The 20,095-nt window shown below is 64.8% G+C and carries 17 protein-coding genes; 14 read left to right on the top strand and 3 right to left on the bottom strand.

Features of this window, described 5'->3' with window-relative positions:
- Positions 1 to 129 precede the first annotated feature (129 nt).
- The 6 genes from VSX79_RS05455 (at position 130) to VSX79_RS05430 (ending at position 6,619) form a co-directional block, all read left to right on the top strand.
- Positions 130 to 597 carry a winged helix-turn-helix transcriptional regulator gene (locus VSX79_RS05455; protein WP_326914680.1) on the top strand — a complete coding sequence of 156 codons (468 nt, stop codon included), beginning with the start codon at positions 130 to 132 and terminating at the stop codon, positions 595 to 597.
- Between the two features lie 434 nt (positions 598 to 1,031).
- The gene (locus tag VSX79_RS05450; RefSeq protein ID WP_326915223.1) at positions 1,032 to 1,937 is read left to right on the top strand and encodes an SDR family NAD(P)-dependent oxidoreductase; all 906 of its coding nucleotides are present in this window, start codon (positions 1,032 to 1,034) and stop codon (positions 1,935 to 1,937) included.
- 3 nt (positions 1,938 to 1,940) lie between these two features.
- On the top strand, positions 1,941 to 2,801 hold the full coding sequence (locus tag VSX79_RS05445; RefSeq protein ID WP_326914679.1) for a MaoC/PaaZ C-terminal domain-containing protein: 861 nt from the start codon (positions 1,941 to 1,943) through the stop codon (positions 2,799 to 2,801).
- Positions 2,801 to 4,249 (top strand): OB-fold domain-containing protein, encoded by a 1,449-nt coding sequence (locus tag VSX79_RS05440; protein ID WP_326914678.1) that lies wholly within the window; start codon positions 2,801 to 2,803, stop codon positions 4,247 to 4,249. The genes VSX79_RS05445 and VSX79_RS05440 overlap by 1 nt, the downstream gene beginning before the upstream one ends.
- A gap of 1 nt (position 4,250) precedes the next feature.
- Positions 4,251 to 5,456 (top strand): acetyl-CoA acetyltransferase, encoded by a 1,206-nt coding sequence (locus tag VSX79_RS05435; RefSeq protein ID WP_326914677.1) that lies wholly within the window; start codon positions 4,251 to 4,253, stop codon positions 5,454 to 5,456.
- Between the two features lie 2 nt (positions 5,457 to 5,458).
- A complete protein-coding gene (locus VSX79_RS05430; protein WP_326914676.1) occupies positions 5,459 to 6,619 on the top strand; it encodes an acyl-CoA dehydrogenase family protein in 1,161 nt (386 codons plus the stop codon).
- A 307-nt stretch (positions 6,620 to 6,926) separates the two neighbouring features.
- Here the strand turns inward: VSX79_RS05430 and VSX79_RS05425 are convergent, their stop codons facing one another.
- Entirely contained in the window at positions 6,927 to 8,099 is a 1,173-nt protein-coding gene (locus tag VSX79_RS05425) for an OmpP1/FadL family transporter (protein WP_326914675.1), read from the bottom strand.
- 581 nt (positions 8,100 to 8,680) lie between these two features.
- On the opposite strand from VSX79_RS05425, the gene VSX79_RS05420 reads away from it, so the two are divergent.
- The 3 genes from VSX79_RS05420 to VSX79_RS05410 are packed head-to-tail and all read left to right on the top strand — an operon-like array spanning position 8,681 to position 11,909.
- Positions 8,681 to 9,568 carry an NAD(P)-dependent oxidoreductase gene (locus VSX79_RS05420; protein ID WP_326914674.1) on the top strand — a complete coding sequence of 296 codons (888 nt, stop codon included), beginning with the start codon at positions 8,681 to 8,683 and terminating at the stop codon, positions 9,566 to 9,568.
- Positions 9,565 to 10,383, top strand: a complete 819-nt coding sequence (locus VSX79_RS05415) for a hydroxypyruvate isomerase family protein (RefSeq protein WP_326914673.1) — start codon at positions 9,565 to 9,567, stop codon at positions 10,381 to 10,383. The genes VSX79_RS05420 and VSX79_RS05415 overlap by 4 nt, the downstream gene beginning before the upstream one ends.
- On the top strand, positions 10,380 to 11,909 hold the full coding sequence (locus tag VSX79_RS05410) for an acyl-CoA synthetase (protein ID WP_326914672.1): 1,530 nt from the start codon (positions 10,380 to 10,382) through the stop codon (positions 11,907 to 11,909). The genes VSX79_RS05415 and VSX79_RS05410 overlap by 4 nt, the downstream gene beginning before the upstream one ends.
- A 19-nt stretch (positions 11,910 to 11,928) precedes the next feature.
- Here VSX79_RS05410 and VSX79_RS05405 read toward each other — a convergent pair whose 3' ends face one another.
- Positions 11,929 to 12,723, bottom strand: a complete 795-nt coding sequence (locus VSX79_RS05405; RefSeq protein WP_326914671.1) for a LytTR family DNA-binding domain-containing protein — start codon at positions 12,721 to 12,723, stop codon at positions 11,929 to 11,931.
- 189 nt (positions 12,724 to 12,912) lie between these two features.
- Here VSX79_RS05405 and VSX79_RS05400 point away from each other — a divergent pair, with 189 nt between their 5' ends.
- From VSX79_RS05400 to VSX79_RS05380, 5 genes are all read left to right on the top strand, one after another.
- Positions 12,913 to 13,770: a MipA/OmpV family protein gene (locus VSX79_RS05400; protein ID WP_326914670.1), complete on the top strand. Its 858-nt coding sequence runs from the start codon at positions 12,913 to 12,915 to the stop codon at positions 13,768 to 13,770.
- Between the two features lie 223 nt (positions 13,771 to 13,993).
- The gene (locus VSX79_RS05395; RefSeq protein ID WP_326914669.1) at positions 13,994 to 15,382 is read left to right on the top strand and encodes an MFS transporter; all 1,389 of its coding nucleotides are present in this window, start codon (positions 13,994 to 13,996) and stop codon (positions 15,380 to 15,382) included.
- Positions 15,363 to 16,076, top strand: coding sequence for a Crp/Fnr family transcriptional regulator (locus tag VSX79_RS05390; RefSeq protein WP_326914668.1), 714 nt, complete (start codon positions 15,363 to 15,365; stop codon positions 16,074 to 16,076). The genes VSX79_RS05395 and VSX79_RS05390 overlap by 20 nt, the downstream gene beginning before the upstream one ends.
- A 96-nt stretch (positions 16,077 to 16,172) precedes the next feature.
- Positions 16,173 to 16,964 (top strand): class II aldolase/adducin family protein, encoded by a 792-nt coding sequence (locus VSX79_RS05385; protein WP_326914667.1) that lies wholly within the window; start codon positions 16,173 to 16,175, stop codon positions 16,962 to 16,964.
- 49 nt (positions 16,965 to 17,013) lie between these two features.
- On the top strand, positions 17,014 to 18,012 hold the full coding sequence (locus VSX79_RS05380; protein ID WP_326914666.1) for a ketopantoate reductase family protein: 999 nt from the start codon (positions 17,014 to 17,016) through the stop codon (positions 18,010 to 18,012).
- Here the strand turns inward: VSX79_RS05380 and VSX79_RS05375 are convergent.
- The gene (locus VSX79_RS05375; RefSeq protein ID WP_326914665.1) at positions 18,009 to 20,057 is read right to left on the bottom strand and encodes an acetoacetate--CoA ligase; all 2,049 of its coding nucleotides are present in this window, start codon (positions 20,055 to 20,057) and stop codon (positions 18,009 to 18,011) included. The genes VSX79_RS05380 and VSX79_RS05375 overlap by 4 nt on opposite strands.
- Positions 20,058 to 20,095: the final 38 nt, after the last annotated feature.

The raw sequence follows: 20,095 nt of genomic DNA, 5'->3' as shown, positions 1-20,095 counted from the left end.
TTGAGCTACTCCGCTTATGTGTCCGCCGGGGAATCGGCATTAGGTTTAACTTTGCAACCTCTCGACACATTGACCAAACTAGTTTAACTTTGCAACCCTCTTTGAACGGCATGAGCAAGGCAGAAAATGATGAAGGGAAAAAGGACCGATCTCGGCGGAGCAGCCTGCGGCATCGCGCGCGCGCTCGAGGTCGTGGGCGACTGGTGGTCCCTGCTGCTCGTGCGCGAAGCCTTTCACGGCCAACAGCGCTTCAGCGACTTCGAGAAGCGCCTCGGAATCGCTCGCAATATCCTCTCGAAACGGCTCAAGAAAATGATCGAGGAAGACATATTCCGTACCGAGCCCGATCGCGACGGCCGCAGCCGGCGTTATATTCTCACCGAAAAGGGCGAGGATCTCTACGTCCTCCTCATCGCGCTCTGGCAATGGGGCGAGGAACATTGTTTTGAGACCGGCGAACCGGGGCATGTCCTGGTCGACCGGATCGGCGGCCGGCCGCTTCCCCGCATGCGCCCGCTCTCGGCGAACGGCAAGGTCGTCCGGCCGCGCGATTTTCAGCTGAGCGCGCGCGAGAAGCCCCCGGTCGCGGCCGAATAGGCAACAGCGCCCGCGGGGAGCGCGCTGCTGGCCGGCTGGCTGGCGGCCAGGGGAAGGCCACGACGCGGAGCCTTCCAGGCCGGGCGGCAGCGGCGCCTTGCCCGAACCGACTTTAGCCCGCCGTCCCGGCCCTTCGTTCCGCGCGCGCTCCAAGCAGAGCGATCCGCCGGCCGCGGGCAGCTTCGCCCTTCTCGACACCTTCGGACGCCGTCGACGAGGACCGCCGGAGCCAGGCCGCGCCGTTTCAGACCCTCCCGGCAACCGGACGATCCGTCCGGACAATCTTCCGTCTGCCATGCGCTGTTCGAGCGCGCCCTTCCAACCCAAATCGCGCTTTCATTCTCTATGTGGAATAGAATAATTCTTTATATTGAATAATAACGATACGCGCTCTAGGAGGGCGCTATCAACTGGTGGAGGATTGATTCGTGACCATGCTTTCAGGAAAGGTCGTGGCGGTAACTGGCGGCGGACGTGGGATCGGGCGCGAGATCGCCCTTCTGGCCGCGCGCGAGGGCGCATCCGTCGTCGTGAATGATCTGGGCGGCTCGCAGGACGGCGAAGGCCGCGACGCCGGGCCTGCCGAAGAGGTCGTCGCGGAAATCCGCGCCGCGGGCGGTCAGGCGATCGTCAACGCCGCGGATATTTCGGACCCCGCCGCTGCAGCCAGCATCGTCGAAGATGCCCTGGGCGCCTTCGGCAAGCTCGACGCGGTGGTAAACAATGCCGGCATTCTGCGCGATCGCATCTTTCACAAGATGAGCCAGGTCGACTGGGACGATGTGATCCGGATCAACCTCAATGGCTATTATTATGTATCCAAGGCCGCCGCGCTCCATTTCAAGGATCAGGGCGCGGGCGCCTTCGTCCACTTCACCTCGACCTCGGGGCTGATCGGCAACTTCGGGCAGGCCAATTATTCGGCGGCGAAGATGGGCGTCGTGGGGCTCTCCAATTCGATCGCGCTCGATATGGCGCGTTCGGGCGTCACCTCGAACTGCATCGCCCCTTTCGCCTGGAGCCGTATGACGGCGACGATCCCGGCCGAGACCGAAGCCGAGCGCGAACGGGTCGAGCGCTTCAAGGCGATGTCGGCAGACAAGATCGCGCCCCTCGCCGTCTTCCTCGCGTCGGATGCGGCGAAGGAAGTCAGCGGCCAGATTTTCGCGGTCCGCAAGAATGAGATTTTCCTCTTTTCGGTGCCGCGCCCGATCCGCTCGATGCACCGGTCCGACGGCTGGACGCCCGAGACGATCGCCTCGGAACTGCTGCCCGCCTTCCGTCCGAGCTTCCATTCACTGACCCGCTCGAGCGACGTCTTCGCCTGGGACCCCGTCTAAGCGATGTCGTTCGATCGTGATCGCCTGCTCTCGCTCCCGCCCCGCGTTACACATCATCGCTATACGCGCCGCGACACGATGCTGTACGCGCTCGGGGTCGGCGCGGGACAGCAGTCGGACAAGGACGACCTCCGCTTCGTCTATGAAGAAGGGCTGCAGACGCTGCCGACGATGGCGGTCGTTCTAGCCTATCCGGGCTTTTGGCAGAAGGAGCCCGAATATGGCATCGACTGGAAGCGCGTGCTTCATGCCGAGCAATCGGTCGTCTTCCACGCCCCGCTTCCGGTCGAGGGCGAGGTCCGCGGCGAGCTCACCATCGACCATATCGTCGACAAGGGTGCCGATAAGGGCGCCCTCCTCTATTCGACGCGCAAGATTTTCGACGCCGCAACCGGCACCCTGCTCGCCAGCGTAACCCAGGTCTCCTTCCTGCGGGGCGACGGCGGCTGCGGCGGGCCCTCGCTTCCCCCGCGTGCACCGCACCAGGTGCCGTCCTCGGCCGCGGACGAGCGCGCCGAACTTGCAACCCGGCCCGAGCAAGCGCTGATCTACCGCCTCTCGGGCGACTATAATCCGCTCCATGCCAACCCCGCGGTCGCCGCCGCGGCGGGCCTCGACCGGCCGATCCTCCACGGGCTTTGCACCTATGGCATCGCCGGGCGCGCGCTCCTCGCCGCGCTGTGCGGCAACGATCCGGCGCGGCTCGCGCGGCTCGACTGCCGGTTCACCGCCCCCGTCTTTCCCGGCGACCGGCTCGAACTCGCGCTATGGCGCGGCGCGCCCGGCGAGGCCTCCTTCCAGGTCCGCGCACCCGAGCGGAACGCCCTCGTTCTCGACAATGGCTTTGCGGAGTTTACGATCTGATGTCCGGTATCCTGTCCATTGGCGCCTATGTGCCGCTGATGCGCCTCCAGCGCGCTGCCGTCTATGAAGCCAATAAATGGTTCGCGCCCGGTCTGAGGGGGCTCGCCCGCGGCGAGCGCGCGATCGCGAACTGGGACGAGGATGTCGTTACCATGGCGGTCGAGGCCGCACGCGATTGCCTCGTGGGGCAGGATGCGGCCGATGTTTCGACCCTCCTGCTGGCCTCGACCAGCGCGCCCTTCGCCGACCGCCAGAATGCCGGCATCGTCAAGGAAGCGCTGACGCTGCCCGATGCCGTGCTGACGCTCGACGTCGGGACGAGCCAGAAGGCCGGCACCGGCGCCTTGATCCAGGCTTTCCGTTCGGCCGATAGCGGCTGCACGCTGGTCGCCGCCTCGGAGAAGCGACGCGCGCGTCCGGCCTCCGAAGACGAACTCGCCAATGGCGATGCTGCCGCCGCCTTGCTCGTCGGCCCCGGTGAGGGTCTCGCGCGCTTCATCGGCAGCCACAGCGTGTCGGCAGATTTCGTCGATCATTTCCGCACCACCGCCGCCGAGTTCGACTATGGCTGGGAGGCCCGCTGGATCCGCGAGGAAGGCTATGCGAAGCTCGCCGGCGAAGCGGTGAGCGGCCTGCTCGCAGCGCAAGGGTTGAGCGGCTTGGACATCGCCCATTTCGCGGCCGCAATTCCGGCGAAGGGCGCCGCGGGTGCGCTCGCCGCCAAGGCGGGCATCGCCGCCGAAGCGGTGGTCGACGATCTGGCCGCGAACCTCGGTTTTGCCGGCTGCGCGCATCCGCTTTTGATGCTAGCGGCGGCGCTCGAGCGGGCAAAGGCCGGCGAGAAGATCCTCGTCCTCGGTTTCGGCCAAGGCGCCGACGCGCTCCTTCTCGAGGCGACCGGAGCCGCCGGCCAGGCTGCGCCCGCGGGCGGGCTGACGGCGGCGCTCGCGCGATCGCGCAAGGAAGAGAATTATCTTAAATATCTGGCCTTTGCGGGCCATCTCAACCTCGAACTCGGCAAGCGCGCCGAATTCGACCAGAAGCCGGTGCTCACGGCCCTCTATCGCAACCGCAAGGCGGTGCTCGGCCTTGTCGGCGGACGCTGCACCGTCACGGGAACGGTCCAGTTCCCGCGCTCGGAAATCAGCGTCAACCAGAACGAACCCGCGATCGGGACGCAGGAGGATTATCCCTTCGCGCACCGCCGCGCGAAGGTGCTGACCTACACCGCCGACAGTCTGACCTACACCCCCGATCCGCCCAATTATTACGGCATGATCGAGTTCGACGGCGGCGGGCGGATGATGATCGAATTCACCGATGCCGATCCCGCGAGCATCTACGTTGGCGCGCCGGTGCGAATGATGTTCCGCATCAAGGCGCATGACGAGCGTAGCGGGTTCGTCAAATATTTCTGGAAAGCGGTTCCGGCCGCGGAGGGCAATTGAGATGGCTAGCGGTATCAGGGACAAGGTGGCGATCCTCGGCATGGGCTGCGCCCGCTTCGGCGAGCGCTGGAACGACGACGCCGAGCAACTCATGGTCGAGGCCTATGTCGAGGCAATGGCCGACGCCGGCATCGAGCCCTCGCAGATCGATGCCGCCTGGCAATCGGTCGGCTTCGACGCGATGAACGTCGGGCCCTCGGGCATCCCCGCCGCCATCGCGCTGCGCTTGCCCAATTGCGCGGTCACCAAAGTCGAAAATTATTGCGCGAGCGGCACCGAGGCGTTTCGCGGCGCGGTCTATGCCGTGGCATCGGGCGCCGCGGACATCGCGCTCGCAGTCGGCGTCGAGAAGCTCAAGGATACGGGCTATGGCGGGCTTCCCGTCCGCACGCGCGGGACCATGTTCGACATGATCGGCGTCGTGGGCTCGGCGCCCGGTAATTTCGCCCAGCTCGCCTCGGCCTATCAGGCAAAACATGGCATCGCGCCCGATGACCTCAAGCGCGCGATGGCGCATGTGTCGGTCAAGAGCCACGCCAATGGCGCGAAAAACCCCAAGGCGCACCTCAGGAAACCCGTCGATATCGAGACGGTGATGAACGCGCCGATGATCGCGGCACCGCTCGGTCTTTATGATTGCTGCGGCGTCTCGGACGGCGCCGCCGTCGCGATCGTCACCACGCCGGAGATCGCACGGTCGCTCGGCAAGACAGATCTCGTCACGGTAAAAGCACTCCAGCTTGCCGTCTCGAACGGCTGGGAGCTGCAGGGCGCCGGCTGGGACGGAAGCTATCTCCACACCACGCGCATCGCCGCCGCCAAGGCCTATAAGGAAGCGGGGATTAGCGATCCCGGCAGCCAGGTCAGTCTCATGGAGGTGCACGACTGCTTCTCGATCACCGAACTGGTGACGATGGAGGATCTTGCCATTTCGCGCGAAGGCCAGGGCTGGAAGGATGTTCTCGACGGCCGGTTCGACGCCGACGGGAAAAACCCGTGCCAGATCGACGGCGGCCTCAAATGTTTCGGCCACCCGATCGGCGCATCGGGCATCCGCATGATCTACGAAAATTACCTGCAGCTCCTGGGCCGCGCCGGAGACCGGCAGGTGGCGGGCACGCCGACCTTCGGCCTCTCGCATAACCTCGGCGGCATGCCGAACCAGAATGTCGCGGCGATTGCGATCGTCGGCCTCGAAGGAGCCTGATCATGGCAGTCGATCCAGAAACGCTCGACCAACTTGTCGATACCGTCCGGCGCTATACCCGCGAGAAGCTCGTTCCGCTCGAGGCGCGCGTCGCCGAGGACGACGCCATCCCCGAGGAAATTCTGCGCGACTTTCGCGAGATGGGGCTGTTCGGCCTGACGACGCCCGAGGAACATGGCGGGCTCGGTTTGAGATCCTCGGAGGAAATCGAGGTCATCATGGAACTGACCTGGAGTTCGGCCGCGTTCCGCTCGATCGTCGGCATCAACCTCGGCCTCGGATCGCAGGCGCTTCTGATCGACGGAACGCCGGACCAGCAGGCCGAATGGCTTCCGCGCATCGCGACGGGCGAGGTGATCGTGAGCTTCTGTCTCACCGAACCCGGTTCGGGCTCTGACAGCGCAGCTCTCATCACCAGCGCCGTGCGCGACGGCGACGACTATCTGCTGAGCGGAACGAAGCGTTTCATCACCAACGCGCCGCTCGCCGGACTGTTTCTGGTGATGGCGCGAACGTCGAGGGAGCGCCTCCCCAAAAACGCCCATATAAGCGCCTTCCTCGTGCCCGCCGATGCCGAGGGCATCGAGGTCGGCAAGATCGAGAAGAAGATGGGCCAGTCGGGCGCGTGGATCAGCGACGTGATCTTCAAGAATGTCCGCGTCCCCGCGACTTCGATCATCGGCGGCATCGAAGGCCGCGGCTTCGCGACCGCTATGAAATCGCTCGATCGCGGCCGGATCAATGTCGCCTGCGTCGCCGTCGGCCAGGCGCGGCGCATCCTCTACGAGGCGACGCGCTATGCCGCCGATCGCGAGCAGTTCGGCGAACCGATCGGCCATTATCAGCTCGTCCAGGCGATGCTCGCCGACAGCCAGGCCGATCTCTATGCGGCCGAGTGCATGCTGCGCGACGTCGCGCGGCGCTACGACGCGGGCGAGCGCGTGTCGCTCGAGGCCTCGTGCACGAAGATGTTCTGCACCGAGATGGTGGGCCGGATCGCCGACAGGGCGGTCCAGATCCATGGCGGCGCCGGCTATATGCGCGAGACCGCGGTCGAGCGCTTCTTCCGCGATGTGCGTGTCTTCCGCATTTACGAAGGCACCACGCAAATCCAACAGCTGATCATCGGCAAGGAACTGGTGCGCCGAATGGAAGACGCCTGAGACCTGATCGAACCGACAGGTTGGCGGCTTCCCCTCGCCCGCCCATCCGGTTTGGCGGTCATGGCTGTTCGGGAGTGTCCCCTTGTCGGGATTCTCCCCTTAGCTCAACGCGCATCAACGCTTCTTCAAACTTCGCTCGGGACCTCGCATTCTTCGCAAGATCGGCGGATACATTCACCGCGGGCGCGAGCATGACAGCGAGATCATCCCGCTGCGCATTGCTCCCGTCCTGCCGGAACTCGGTAGTCTCCTGTTCCTTGCCAACCGCCGTGCCTTCGAACCGGACGCAGCAACGGACGAATATATTTCAGAAACGACGAGAGAAGCTGATTCCGGTGAAGCCGTAATGTGAATTGAGGGTCGTCCCTGCGCTTGGCCCCGTCCCCTTCACCTTGCCATTCAGTTCATAGTCGGCGCTAAACGAGATTTCGCTTTTCTCTCCCAACCGCTTGGTGAACCCGAAGGTCAGCGAACGGGATGCCGTGCCGGGCGTGTTGACATTGGCAAGGACGAAATCGCTGCCGAAATGCCGCTTGGCAAGGCTTGTCCCGGCTCGAACCGTCAGCCCGGGCGTCAGATCGTAGGACGCGCCGAACTTATAGATGTTGTGATCCCGCCAGCCGAAGCCTGCCTGCTCGCTGAAGGCCTTGACGCCGCTCCAATTGGTCCGGACGAAGTCGAACCCGATGGTCAGTCGCGCGTTCGGCTTGACCGAGATTCCCGCGCCAAACTGTTCGGGTGCATCTATGCTTCCGCCCGACCCGGCCAGAAGATCCTCGTCATAGCCTTTGAAGCGAGACATCCGCACTTTGGTCATGTAAGTGGCGCCAACGGCCACAGAGGGCGTCGGTTTCCACAGGACACCGAACCTCCCGCCCACTCCGAATGCGTGGCTCCATCCGTGATTTGGCAATTGGGCCGGTCCAGTGGCTGTCGGCACGATGACGCCCCTCGCCCGGAAGAATTCGTTGATCAGTCCGATTCCGGCACCGACCGCAAGATTATCGCGAACCTTGTAGGCGAGGGTAGGTGCGATCCCAGCTTGAATGAAATTGGCGCGCTCCTTGGAAAAGCCATGGTCCGGCACGAACGGCTGGTCATAGCTCTGGCCCAAACCGCCGCCAAACGAGGTGACAGCGAGCGTCACCCTGTCGGTTAGATGCAGGTTGATCCCGAAGTCGGGAATCGGCTGGTATTGATGCCCGCTGACATCGTTGCCGGGGAAGAACAGGTCGGTGGTTCGGGTCTTGAGGATAAAAACCTGAGTGCCGATCTCGAAACCACTCTCGACGAAGGACGCTCCAGCTGGGTTGATAGTCGCGGCCTCCGGTCCTTGAGGCAGAGCGATGCCAACCCCGCCCATGCCCATGGCCCGTGTGTTTGCACCAGTGAGATAATATCCGTCTGTAGCATGGGCCGGAAATGAGCCAGTCAGTCCGATAAAGCAGAATCCTATCCCGAATATGTTGAAATTTTTCATAACTCTCCGCTTGAATATTATATGCTTATAAAATTTCGTGACGCTCCTCAAGTAACAGATAAATTATGGCGTAAATATTTACAACTAGGACAATTTTACTTTATATCTTTTTATATTTGTCCCGATATAACCGCAATTACTACTAAATGAATATTCGTCACTCAAAGGCAGTATCACTGCAACCGCTGGGTTCGAGACCATTTTGTGAATAACCATCATTCAGATTGTAGATGGACCGCGTGAGATCGGGAGGGCGCGGCCTGTGGATCAGGGATTCCCGCATTTTTTGATAAGGCTGCGGCAACATTCCGGAGATGGATGATGATCATTCACCATCGGCAGGATAACCGTTCAAATCGCCCGCCGATCGAAATCAGGTTCACCAAACTCGCTTTCGGCTCGCGAGTCTCGACATGGACTATCTCGGACCTATCGCTTCTGCGATTTCGAGATAATCAGCCCGGGTCTTGCCGCGTATGAACGCCTATGATCTCCGATCGCGGCTCATGAACATTATATCGATTTTTTTGTATAAAATAGATAATCATTGCATCCTGCTCTTGCAGTGCTAATGCGGCCAGGTGGTCGACCAAATCGCATTGCTTGGCACCGGGCTGATGGGCGCGCCCATTGCGCGCAACCTCGCGCGTTCGGGTTTTCCGGTCACCGTATGGAACCGCACCGCGGCGAAAGCCGTGCCGCTCGCAGCCGAAGATGTCGCGATTGCCGCCTCCGCCGCCGAGGCCGTCAGTGGTGCCGATCTGGTGATTTCCCTCCTCAGCGACGGGCCGACGACGAGCGAAGCGCTGTTCGGCGAACGAGGGGTCGCGCGCGCCATGCGCGCCGGCGCCACCGTGGCGATGATGAGTTCGATCAACCCCGAGACCGCGACCGAGCAGGCCGCACGGCTGGCGGAGCTTGGCATCGACTATATCGACGCACCCGTGTCGGGCGGTGAGCGGGGCGCCATCGCGCGCGCGCTGACAATCTTTGCGGGCGGCTCAGTCCGGTCGATCGACGCCGCGCGCCCCGCGCTCGAATTGCTTGGCCGGGTCAACCGCGTCGGCGGGGTGGGCGCGGGCCAGCTGGTCAAGCTTGCCAACCAGATCATCGTCGGAATAAGCATCGAGGCGATCGCCGAGGCGCTGCTGCTGATTGAACGCGGCGGCGGCGATCCCGAGGCGGCCTTTGCCGCACTCAAGGGCGGTTTTGCGGATTCGACGGTGCTGCGCCAGCACGGCGCGCGCATGCTGTCGCGGAACCATGCCCCGGGTGCGACGATCGCCACCCAGCGCAAAGACCTGCGCATGGCGACCGGCCTCGCAGCGAAGCTGGCATTGTCGCTGCCGCTGTTGGATCAAGCGGCGGCATTGTATGAGCAAGCGGCCGCAGGCCCCGACGGCGAGCTTGACCATAGCGCCATCCATCGCACCCTGCGCACGCAGCAGCAGCGGGACAGTGGCGAATGACGCTGAAGATTGGCGCCAGCGTGTCGATGATGTTCCGCGAGCGTCCGCTGCTCGACCGTTTTTCCGCCGCCGCAGACGCCGGGTTCGACGGGGTAGAAATCCAGTTTGTCGAGGAAGGTGATCCTGCGGAAATGGCACGCGCGGCACGCGCAGCGAATATGCCCGTCGTCCTTATAAACCTGCCGCTCGGCGACCTGATGACCGGCGGCCTCGGCCTGTCCGGCATTCCGGGGCGCGAGGCGGAGTTTGCCGCCGCGGCCGAGCGCGGCCTTGCCGCTGCCGGTGAGCTGGGCGCGGCGTTCGTCCATCTGGGGCCGTCCCGCATGACGCCGGGAACCGACCGTGCCGAATGCCTCGCGACCTATGCCCGCAACGTCGAGACCGCGCTCGCCATCGCCGACCGACTCGAACTTGGCGCCGCATTGCTGGTCGAACAGTCGAACCCGAACGACTTTCCTGGTGCCTTGTTCGCCACGATCGGCGAAGCAGCCGCCATGGTACGGCAGATCGGTGCACCGCGTTTCGGCTTGCTGTTCGACCTTTATCATGTCGCGATGACCGGCGACGACATCGCCGCGGCATGGACGGCACACGGCGATGTCGCGCCCCATGTACAATTCTCGGACGCCCCCGGCCGGCATGAGCCCGGGACAGGCGCCGTCGATATCCTCGCCGCGATCTCCGCTATTCGGGCGTTAGGTTACGCCGGGTGGTTCGGCGCGGAATATCGGCCCGCGGCTGACACCATCGATGGGCTAGGCTGGCTGGCCGAATGGCGCGCGCAACATTCATCACGATATGGAGAGACAGCATGACGGCGACCCTAATTTCGGGTGATCGTACCCTTGAACCCGCCGCCTTCGAACGTCAGATCGAGCGGGCAGCGGCTGCCATGCTGGCGTCGGGCATCGGCGCGGGCGATGCGGTCGCGATCCTGCTGCGCAACGATTTTGAATTTTTCGTCGCCAGCCTTGCCGCGCGCTGGATCGGCGCTTTCGCAACGCCGATCAACTGGCACGCGACCCCCGACGAGATCGGCTATGTCTTGGCGGATAGCGGAGCGCGCCTGATAGTGGCGCACGACGATCTCGCGGCGCCGCTCGCCGGACAGCTCGGGCAGACCCGGCTGGTCAGCGTGCCCACTCCGCCCGAGATCGCCGCCGCTTATGGCTTGGCCGTTTCGGCGCCCTTGCCCGAAGCCACTCCCTGGGCCGACTGGCTCGCCGACGTGGCGAGCGGGGCGCCCCCGCAGGGTCCGGGCGGGGCGTCGGTCGTCATCTATACGTCCGGCACCACGGGCAAGCCAAAGGGCGTGCGCCGCCGTCCGCTCCAGCCCGAACATCTTGCCGCGCAGGTCGACATGCTCATCCATGGCTATGGCCTCCAGCCCGGCGAGACGATGCGCATCCTGATGACCGGGCCGATGTATCATTCGGCGCCGAATAGCTATGGTCTCGCCGCCGCGGGCTTTGCCGCGACGATCGTCCTGCAACCGCGTTTCGATGCCGAGCAATTGCTTGCCTTCATAGCCGAGCATCGCATCACCCATATGCATGTCGTGCCGACGATGTTCGTGCGCCTGCTGAAACTGCCCGCTGACGTACGCGAAGCATATGACACATCGTCGCTCCGCTTCGTCGTACATGGCGCGGCCCCCTGCCCGATCGAGGTCAAGCGCCAGATGATCGACTGGTGGGGCCCGGTCATCCACGAATATTACGGGTCGACCGAAACCGGGCTGATCACCGGCCATGGATCGGCGGACGCGATTGCCCGACCGGGCACCGTCGGCCGCGCGCTGCCCGGTATCAGCATTCGCGTGTTCACCGAGGCGGACAACGAAGCCACGCCGGGCGAGATCGGCGATATCTATGTAAAATCGCGGTCGGTGCCCGACTTCACCTATCACGGCCGCGACGACGAGCGGACGGAGATCGAGCGCGACGGCTTCATCACCGTCGGCGATATCGGATGGATCGACGAGGACGGCTTCCTGTTCCTCTGCGACCGCCGCCGCGACATGATCATATCGGGCGGGGTCAACATCTACCCCGCCGAGGTCGAGGCCGCGCTGCTGGCGATCGACGGCGTTCGCGACGCCGCCGTCTTCGGCATCCCCGACCCCGAATTCGGTGAGGCGGTCTGCGCCTATGTCCAGCCCGAAGAAGGGGTGACGCTCGATGCCGGCGATGTCCACGGGCGGCTGGCCGAAACGCTGTCGCGCTACAAATTGCCCAGGACGATCGAATTCGCCGCCGACCTGCCGCGCGAGGATTCGGGCAAGATCTTCAAGCGCCGCCTTCGCGAGCCTTATTGGACCGATGCCGGGCGGACGATATGAGCGCCGCCGGCCCGCGGGGTCAGGCCGCGGATTCCAGCGTGCCCCAGCGGCCGACCGCGTCGGCGACATAAGGCTGCGACACCGGCACCGTCATATCGTTCGACAGGATCAGCTGCGCCGTGCGGCCCGACCGGCGCAGCGTTCGCACCGCGTCGTTCGCCACCCACCAGCTGCGATGTACCTGCGACCCGGCGATATGGTCGAGCCCGCGCATCGCATCGGAAAAACGGATCAGCACCATCGCACTGCCCTGCGCCGCATGGACGCGGACATAATGATCCTCGACTTGGAGGCACAGAATGTCGCTGCGCAATGGCGGCGGCAGGCGATCGAACAAGCCGGGGTCACTGGGGTCGCTGTCGCTTATCGAAGGCCCATTGTCGTTATCGGATCCCAGAACGGCAAAGGACGCGGACCGCGCCGGCGCCAGCTGCAACCCCGCCAGCACCCGCTCAGCGAGGAACACATAAGCACCGCCGATCAGCGAGATCGAGAAGAAGAGTTCGATCACTTCGGTCGGCAATGGCTGCCAGCCATGCAGGATATGGTTCGACGTACCCGTTACGACGAGCTGCGGCAGCGCCGCCATGACGGTCGCCGCGATCTTCTGCACCGTCGGGCTGGCATCGCGCAGCCTTGGCAAGCGCTCGACCAGCACTCCGCTCGCCAGCGAGAAGAGGACCCACGCGGTCATCTGCACCGTCCAATAGCCGATGCGCTCGATGGGATCGAAACGATAGGTGCCGAACGGCGAAAGGAAAGAGAGCAAGGCCACGAACAACATGGTCAGCCCGGCGTGCCCAATCAGCCGCACCAGCCCATTCTCCATTCGGGAATTCGCGAAATCGCGCATCGTGAACCATACTCCAAGCCTGCGCTATTTAGATTATACGAAGTAAACTACGCAACCGCGAATGCGCGGTGGCCCGTATTTTTCCGTCATCCTAGTCGCTGCTTCGAACGGCCGGCCGCATCGGACTGGTTGTCGCAAGGAGCAAAAAAGATGAAACAGGCAACTCTCCCCTTGGCGGTGCTCGCTGCCGCCCTCTTCAGCCCACCCGCCCATGCGCAGGAATCGCCCGGCAGCCCCAGGGTCGCCGAAGGGCCCGGCGATGACAGCGACGACGAGGACAAAAAGAGCGGCGGTATCGACGGCTTTTTCGCGATCGGGCCGGGCATGGTCCCCGTCTACGACGGCTCGAAGAAATATGAACTCGTGCCGCTGATGATCGCGGACGTCGAATGGAAGGGCGTCGCGCTCGAAATCCGCGGCCTTGGCGCGCGGCTCGACCTGCTCGGCAACAGCCCGGTCCAGATCGGTCCGGTGTTCAACTTCCGCGGCAAGCGCAACAGCGACAAGGACGGCAACGGCCGGGTCAAATTGCTCAACGACGTCGACTCGGCGATGGAAGTCGGCGGGCACATCGGATACCGCTTCGGCGGCAACCAATATGGCCAGGGCGAGATCGAATTCGACCTCAGCCTCGTCAAGGACGTCTCCGACGGGCACGACGGCCTGCTCGGCACCGCGCAGGTCTCCTACGCCGCGCACCGCAGCCAGAAGTGGTTCGTCAATCTCGATGCACAGACGACCTGGGCCGACAAGAAATATACGCGCGCCTATTTCGGCGTGACCCCGGCCGAGGCGGTCGCGTCGGGCCTCGCCGCCTATCGCCCCGGCGGCGGCATCCGCGACATCGGGATCGGCACGACCATCGGTTACCAGTTCAACCAGCGCTGGGGCGTCATCGCCCGCGCCGGCGCCAATTATTATGTCGGCGACGCAAAGGACAGCCCCATCGTCGATGAGGGTTCGAAGATCCAGGCCGTCGGCGGACTTGCCGTCTCATATCGGTTCTGATCGCCGTGCCGCGCTTCTTCGCCGGATTTCTCCCCTTCAACGACGAAGGCCGCGCGGCATGACATACGGATCCGGACCATATGAGCCGACTAGCCGGGCTGGCACGCGGGGTATCCCCGCCGCGCCTGCCAGTCCGGCCCCCTTGGGCAATCCCGCTCAGTGGGACCAATTTTTAGCGAGCCGCCGCAGCGCCGGCACCAATCAAAACAACAGGGAGAGGCATATGAGCGTGACATCGAAAAGACATCTGGATGAGGCCTGTTACGGCGTCGGGGCCCTGGCGAGCGCCAGCTTCTCGACCGTACCGGGGCTCATCCTGCTCTATTATCTGACCGATACGCTCGCTGTCCCGGCGGGGCTCGCGGGGCTGATCGTCTTCATCCCCAAGCTGTTCGACGTCTTCGCCAACCCGCTCGTCGGCCGCCTGTCCGACCGCACGCGCACCCGCTTCGGTGCCCGCCGTCCATGGATCGTCTTCGGGGGACTCGTCTTCCCGCTCGCCTTCATGGCGACCTTCTGGACGCCCTATTCGGGCAATGCCGCCGCGCTGTGGGTTGCGATCAGTTTCACGCTCGCAAGCATGACCTTTTCGACCTTTGTGGTTCCCTGGTCCTCGCTTCCCGCCGAGATCGCCCCGCACACCCGTGCCCGCGCGTCGATGGCGGCGTGGCGCATCGCGTTCCTCGCGATCGCGGTGCTCATCTCGGGCGGCCTCGCCCCGACCATCGTCGAAAATGGCGACAATGCCCGCGACGGCTATCGCGACATGGCGCTCTTTATCGGCACGATGATGATCGCCGCGACGCTGATCGTCGCCTTCGTCGGCGCGCGGCGCTCGACCCCGGCGACGACGCAGCCCGCCGCGCCCACCGCATATAAGGCGAGCATCGCCATATTGAAATCCAGCCCATCGCTGCGCGCGATGCTGTGGCTGGTCGCGCTGACCGAGATCGCCTCGTCGGTGTCGCTCGCGAGCACGCCCTACCTTGCCGACTATGTGCTCGGCGATCCCGAAGCGGTGGCGCCGATGTTCATCATCCTGACCATCCCGCTGCTCTTGACCATGCCGCTTTGGCGCATGTTCGCGGTGCGCCGCGGCAAGCGCGCGGCGCTCAGCACCGCGCTGATGCTCTATGCTCTCGGCGCGCTGCTGCTGGCGGCCTTGTCGGTGGCCCCCGCCGATATGCGAACGGGGCTGACCTTTGTCTCGGTGTTCATCATCGGCACCGGTTTTGCCGGCACCTCGATGCTGCCGCAGGCGATGTTCGCCGACGCGCTCGCCTATGAAACCTCGGTGCGCGGCGAATCGAGCGTCGGCGCGATGGTCGGCCTGTCGAACGCGACGGAGACGATCTCGGGCGGATTCGGCGCCGCATTGTTCGCGCTCGTCCTGACCTTTACCGGGTTCATTTCGACCGCCGACGACACGGTCGTCCAGCAACCCGCGGTCGCGATCATGGGCATCGTTTTCGCGGCCAGCCTGATCCCGGCCTGGGCCGCGCTGATCGCGCGCTGGCCGCTCCGCAAGTTCGATCTGGCGGAGGAGGATGTCGACAAGGCGACGCGCGGCGCTGAGCAGGACAGGCGGGCCCGTGGCCTTCAGGGTGAATAGTAGCGCCCGGGTCGCGCGCGAGACGCTCGGCGGCGCGGACCGATGGTTCGCGCGCCTGTCGCAGCGCTCGCGCGACTTCGTCCAGGCGCAAGTCAGCCTGCGGCATTTCCCCGACCGCGCCCGCGTCTATTCGGCGGGCGACGCGGGCGACGGCCTCTACCGCGTGATCGACGGCGAGGTCCGGCTCATGGCCTATCCGGCAGTAGGGCGCGAGATGGTGACCTTCGTCGCACGCGGCGGGCAATGGTTTGGCGAATTGTCGGTGATCGACCATGGCCCCCGCCCGCACGATGCGGTTTGCCACGGACCGGTTTCGCTGCTGCATCTACCGGCGTCCGCCATCGCCGCGCATGCCGGGAACGATCCGGCCTTCATCGGCCAGGTCGCACTGATCGGCTGCGATCATCAGCGCGCGGCGCTCGCCTATATCGGGTCGACGACGGGCCGGCCGGGCCGCGAACGGGTGGCGGGCATGATCCTCGCGATGGCCGGCCCCGATCCGCGCATCCCGCATCCGGTTCTGCGGATGAGCCAGGAGGATCTGGCGGGCCGTGTCGGCCTGTCACGCCAGCATCTCGGCAATCTGTTGTCGGAGCTGAAGGAGGGCGGCGTCATTGCGATCGCTTATGGACGCATGGAGATACTCGACCCCGAACGGCTGGCGCAGCACGCCCGGCCGGATGGCGTCCGATGACGGCTCGCTCCCACGTACCGCGCCAATTGCCATATCCTTGGCAGTCTCGCGCCGCGCCCCGCCCTACCCCGTTTCCCGCCAAGCAGGAGATATGACATGGCTAGCTTATTGGAGATTCCCCAGCCCAGCGACACCGCCATTTCGGCGGAGGAATGGGCGCTGCGCATCGATCTGGCTGCGGCCTATCGGCTCGTCGCCCATTTTGGCTGGGACGACCTTGTCTTCACCCATTTGTCAGCGCGGGTGCCGGGCCCCGATCATCATTATCTGATCAACCCCTATACGCATATGTTCGACGAGATCACTGCGTCGTCGCTGGTCAAGATCGACCTCGACGGCAACAAGGTCGGCGATTCCCCGGCGCCGGTGAACCGGGCCGGCTTCGTCATCCATTCGGCGATCCATGCCGGGCGCGATGATGCCGCCGCGGTCATTCACCTGCATACGCCGCACGGACAGGCAGTGTCGGCGATGGCGAGCGGCCTGCTGCCGCACACCCAGACCGCGATGGCGGCCATCCACGACATCGCCTATCACGACTTCGAGGGCATCGCGACCGACATCGGCGAGCGCGAACGGCTCCTCGCCGACCTTGGCGCCAGACATGCGATGATCCTGCGCAACCACGGCACACTCACCGTCGGCCGCACCGTCTCGCAAGCGTTCATACGCATGTATTTCCTCGAGCGCGCGTGCGAAGCGCAGGTTCTGATGCTAGTCGCCGGCCGCGACGGGCTCAACGAGCCCAACGACGGCGTCGCCGAAAAAGTCGCCGAACAGGTCGCCTCGCCCGCCAGCGCAGAGGGCATGCGCAATCTCGCCGAACATCTGATCTGGCCGGCGCTGCTGCGCAAGCTCGACCGGATCGACCCCGGCTTTCGCACCTAGCGAAAGGGGCGCCGCGGCCGGTTGTTCTGCTTTTCTGGCCGCGGCTCCGATGAACGAAAAGGATCCCGATTTGCGTATCTGTATTTTCGGCGCTGGGGCCGTTGGCGGCCATTTTGCCGCGCGGCTTGCTGCGGCCGGTCAAGATGTGTCGGTGGTTGCACGGGGCTCGCAGCTGCCGGCGATTCGGGAAAACGGGCTCACGCTTATTTCGGGCGAACAAGTCATTCAGGCATCGGTGGCGGCATCCGATAATCCCGCCGACCTCGGACCGCAGGACTTGGTGATATCGACGGTGAAGGCAACCGCCCTGCCCGTCCTCGCCGACGGCATCGCGCCGCTGCTCGCCGACCATACGCCGGTCATCTTCGCTCAAAATGGCATACCATGGTGGTATGGAATGGGCCTGTCGGGCTCCGAATGCGGGGCGCCCGACCTCGGATGGCTCGATCCGGATGCCACGCTGGCGGGAGCTATCGGCCCTGCGCGGACGATCGGCGGGGTCATTTTCTCGTCGAACCAGCTCGTCGAGCCCGGCGTCGTCCACAATGATTCCCCAGCGCGCAACGCGCTGGTCGTCGGTGAGATCGACGATCGCGCCAGCGAGCGGATCACCGAAATCCGCGCCGCGCTTACTGCAAGCGGCATCGACTCCCCGTCCGCCCCCGATATTCGCGCCGTGCTCTGGTCAAAGCTGATCAACAATATGACGGCGTCGGTGCTCTGCCTTCTCACCGGGCGCAAGGTCAGCGACCTCGCCGCCGATGATCAGCTGGCCGAAACCTTGCTGGTCCTGATGGCCGAAGCGCGCGCGGTCGCCGCGTCACTCGGCTATGATTTCGGCCCGGTCGATCGCGAAGGGCTGCGCCGGGCCGCGCCCGATCACAAACCGTCGATCCTTCAGGATTACGAGGCCGGCCGCGCGATGGAAATCGATGCGCTGGTCCGTGCACCGCTGGCCTTTGCCCGCCACGCCGGCGTCGCGACCCCGGCGCTCGACGCCGTCGCCGCCCAGGCGATCGCCCTCGCCGACCGCGCCCGCGCCCGCTAAGCGGCCGCGCGCTCGCGAAATTCGGCGGCGAGCGCTGCATATTCTTCGAGGCTCTCTGGATTGGCCATGGCCGACGGGTCGATCACCTTGTCCAGATCGGCGCCCTCGAACAATCGCTTGATCGGCAGTTCCTGCTTCTTCGACGACAGCGTGCGCGGGATCGCGGCGACCTCGATGATCCGGTCGGGCAGGAAGCGCGGCGACAGGCCGGTGCGGATCGCATCGCGTATCTTTGCGGTCAGCGCGAGGCCGCGCACGGCACCGGGTGCGGGCAAGACGAACAGCAGCAATTCGCTGTCGCTGTCGTTCGTGCGCGCGTCGATCACCAGCGTGTCGGCAACATCGCCCAGCCGTTCGACCGCGTCATAGATTTCGCTCGTCCCCATCCGGTGCCCGCCGCGGTTAATTGTCGCATCGCTGCGCCCGAAGATTTCGCACGCGCCGCTCGCCTCGATGCGGAGCCAGTCGCCATGGCGCCAGATGCCGTCGTAAGCGTCGAAATAGGATTCGCGGTAGCGCGACCCGTCGGTGTCGCCCCACAGGAACAGCGGCATGCTCGGCAACGGCCGGGTGCAGACCAGCTCGCCAACTTCACCGAGCAACGCGCGCCCCTCCTCGTCCCATGCCTCGACCGCGGCGCCAAGTTGGCGGCATTGCAGCTTGCCCGGTGCTTCGGGCAGTTCGCGGTTGCCGGTGCAGAAAGCCCCGCAGATGTCCGTGCCGCCCGAGCTGTTGAACCACCAGACACGCGCCGCGCCCGCCTGCGCGATCATATGCGACAGGTTCGTCTGGACCAGTGCGGGAAGCGGCGACGCTGTGCTGCCGAGCGCGCGCACCGCCGACAGGTCGCCAGCCTTGGTCAAATCGACACCCGCCTTGACCGCTAGGGTATAATATTGGGCCCCGGCGCCGAAAAAGCTGACCTTGTTGCGCGCCGCAAAGCGCCAGAGCAGTCCCCAGTCGGGCGCGTCGCGCGATCCCGTCGGGCTGCCGTCGAAGATGCAGATCGTCGTCCCGCCGAGCAGGCCGCCGACCTGCAGGTTCCACATCATCCACCCCGTCGAGCTGAACCAGTGGAAGCGCTCGCCGGGTGTCCGCGGGTCATAGCTGGCGCCGAGGTCCGAATGGATACGGCCCGCCGCCGACATCATCAATATGCCGCCATGGCCGTGGACGAGCGCCTTGGGCTTGCCCGTCGTCCCGCTCGAATAGACGATCCACAGCGGATGATCGAAGGGCAGCCATTCGGGTTCGAAGCCGTCGAGGTCGCGACCCTCCGCCGCCAGCAAGCTGTAAAAGTCGATCGCGCCGGGAAAATCCTGCGAGCCGAGCCCCGACGGCACGAGGATGAAATGATCGAGCGAGGGCAGCGCCGCACGAATCTCCGCCACCGCGCCGCTGCGGTCGAGCGGCTTGCCGCCATAGGTCACGCCGTCGGTCGCGATGAACAGCTTGGGATCGATCTGACGAAAGCGTTCGAGGATCGCGGGAATGCCCATGTCGGGCGAGCAGATCGCCCAGATCGCGCCGATCGACGCGCAGGCGAGGAAGGCGACGATCGCTTCGGGCCGGTTGGGAAGATAGGCGACGACCCGGTCGCCGCGCGTGATGCCGAGTTCCTTCAGCGCCAGCGCAATCGCTGCGACACGATCGCGTAGATCGCGCCAGCCCATCTGCGCGATCGGCCCAAGCTCGTCCTCGGCGACGATCGCGGGGTGCCCCGCGGCCTCGGCCGCGTCGACATGGCGCAGGATTTGCGCGGCATAGTTGACGCGGCAGCCGGGAAACCAGGTGGCGCCGGGCATCGCCTTGCCGATGAGGACGCGGTCGGGCGGCGTGTCGGGCGACACGATGCCATCAAAATCCCACACCGCGCGCCAGAAGGCATCGGGCTTTTCGACCGACCAGCGATGGAGGTCGTGATAGCTGTCGAACCGGCGCCCGGTCCGGCCGGAGGCGAATTCGCCAAACAAGCGCATCACCGGGACAGGCTGCGCCGTTCCCGTTTCGCGATGTGCATCCACCTCGGCGATCCTCGCTTTCATTGTCCGCATCCTCTCCGTTTCTCGTTCGACATAAATAA

Source organism: Sphingopyxis chilensis (assembly GCF_035930445.1).
GTDB lineage: Bacteria > Pseudomonadota > Alphaproteobacteria > Sphingomonadales > Sphingomonadaceae > Sphingopyxis > Sphingopyxis chilensis.
Note: the sequence above shows the minus strand (reverse complement) of the source record. Positions and strands in the feature narration are given on the sequence as shown.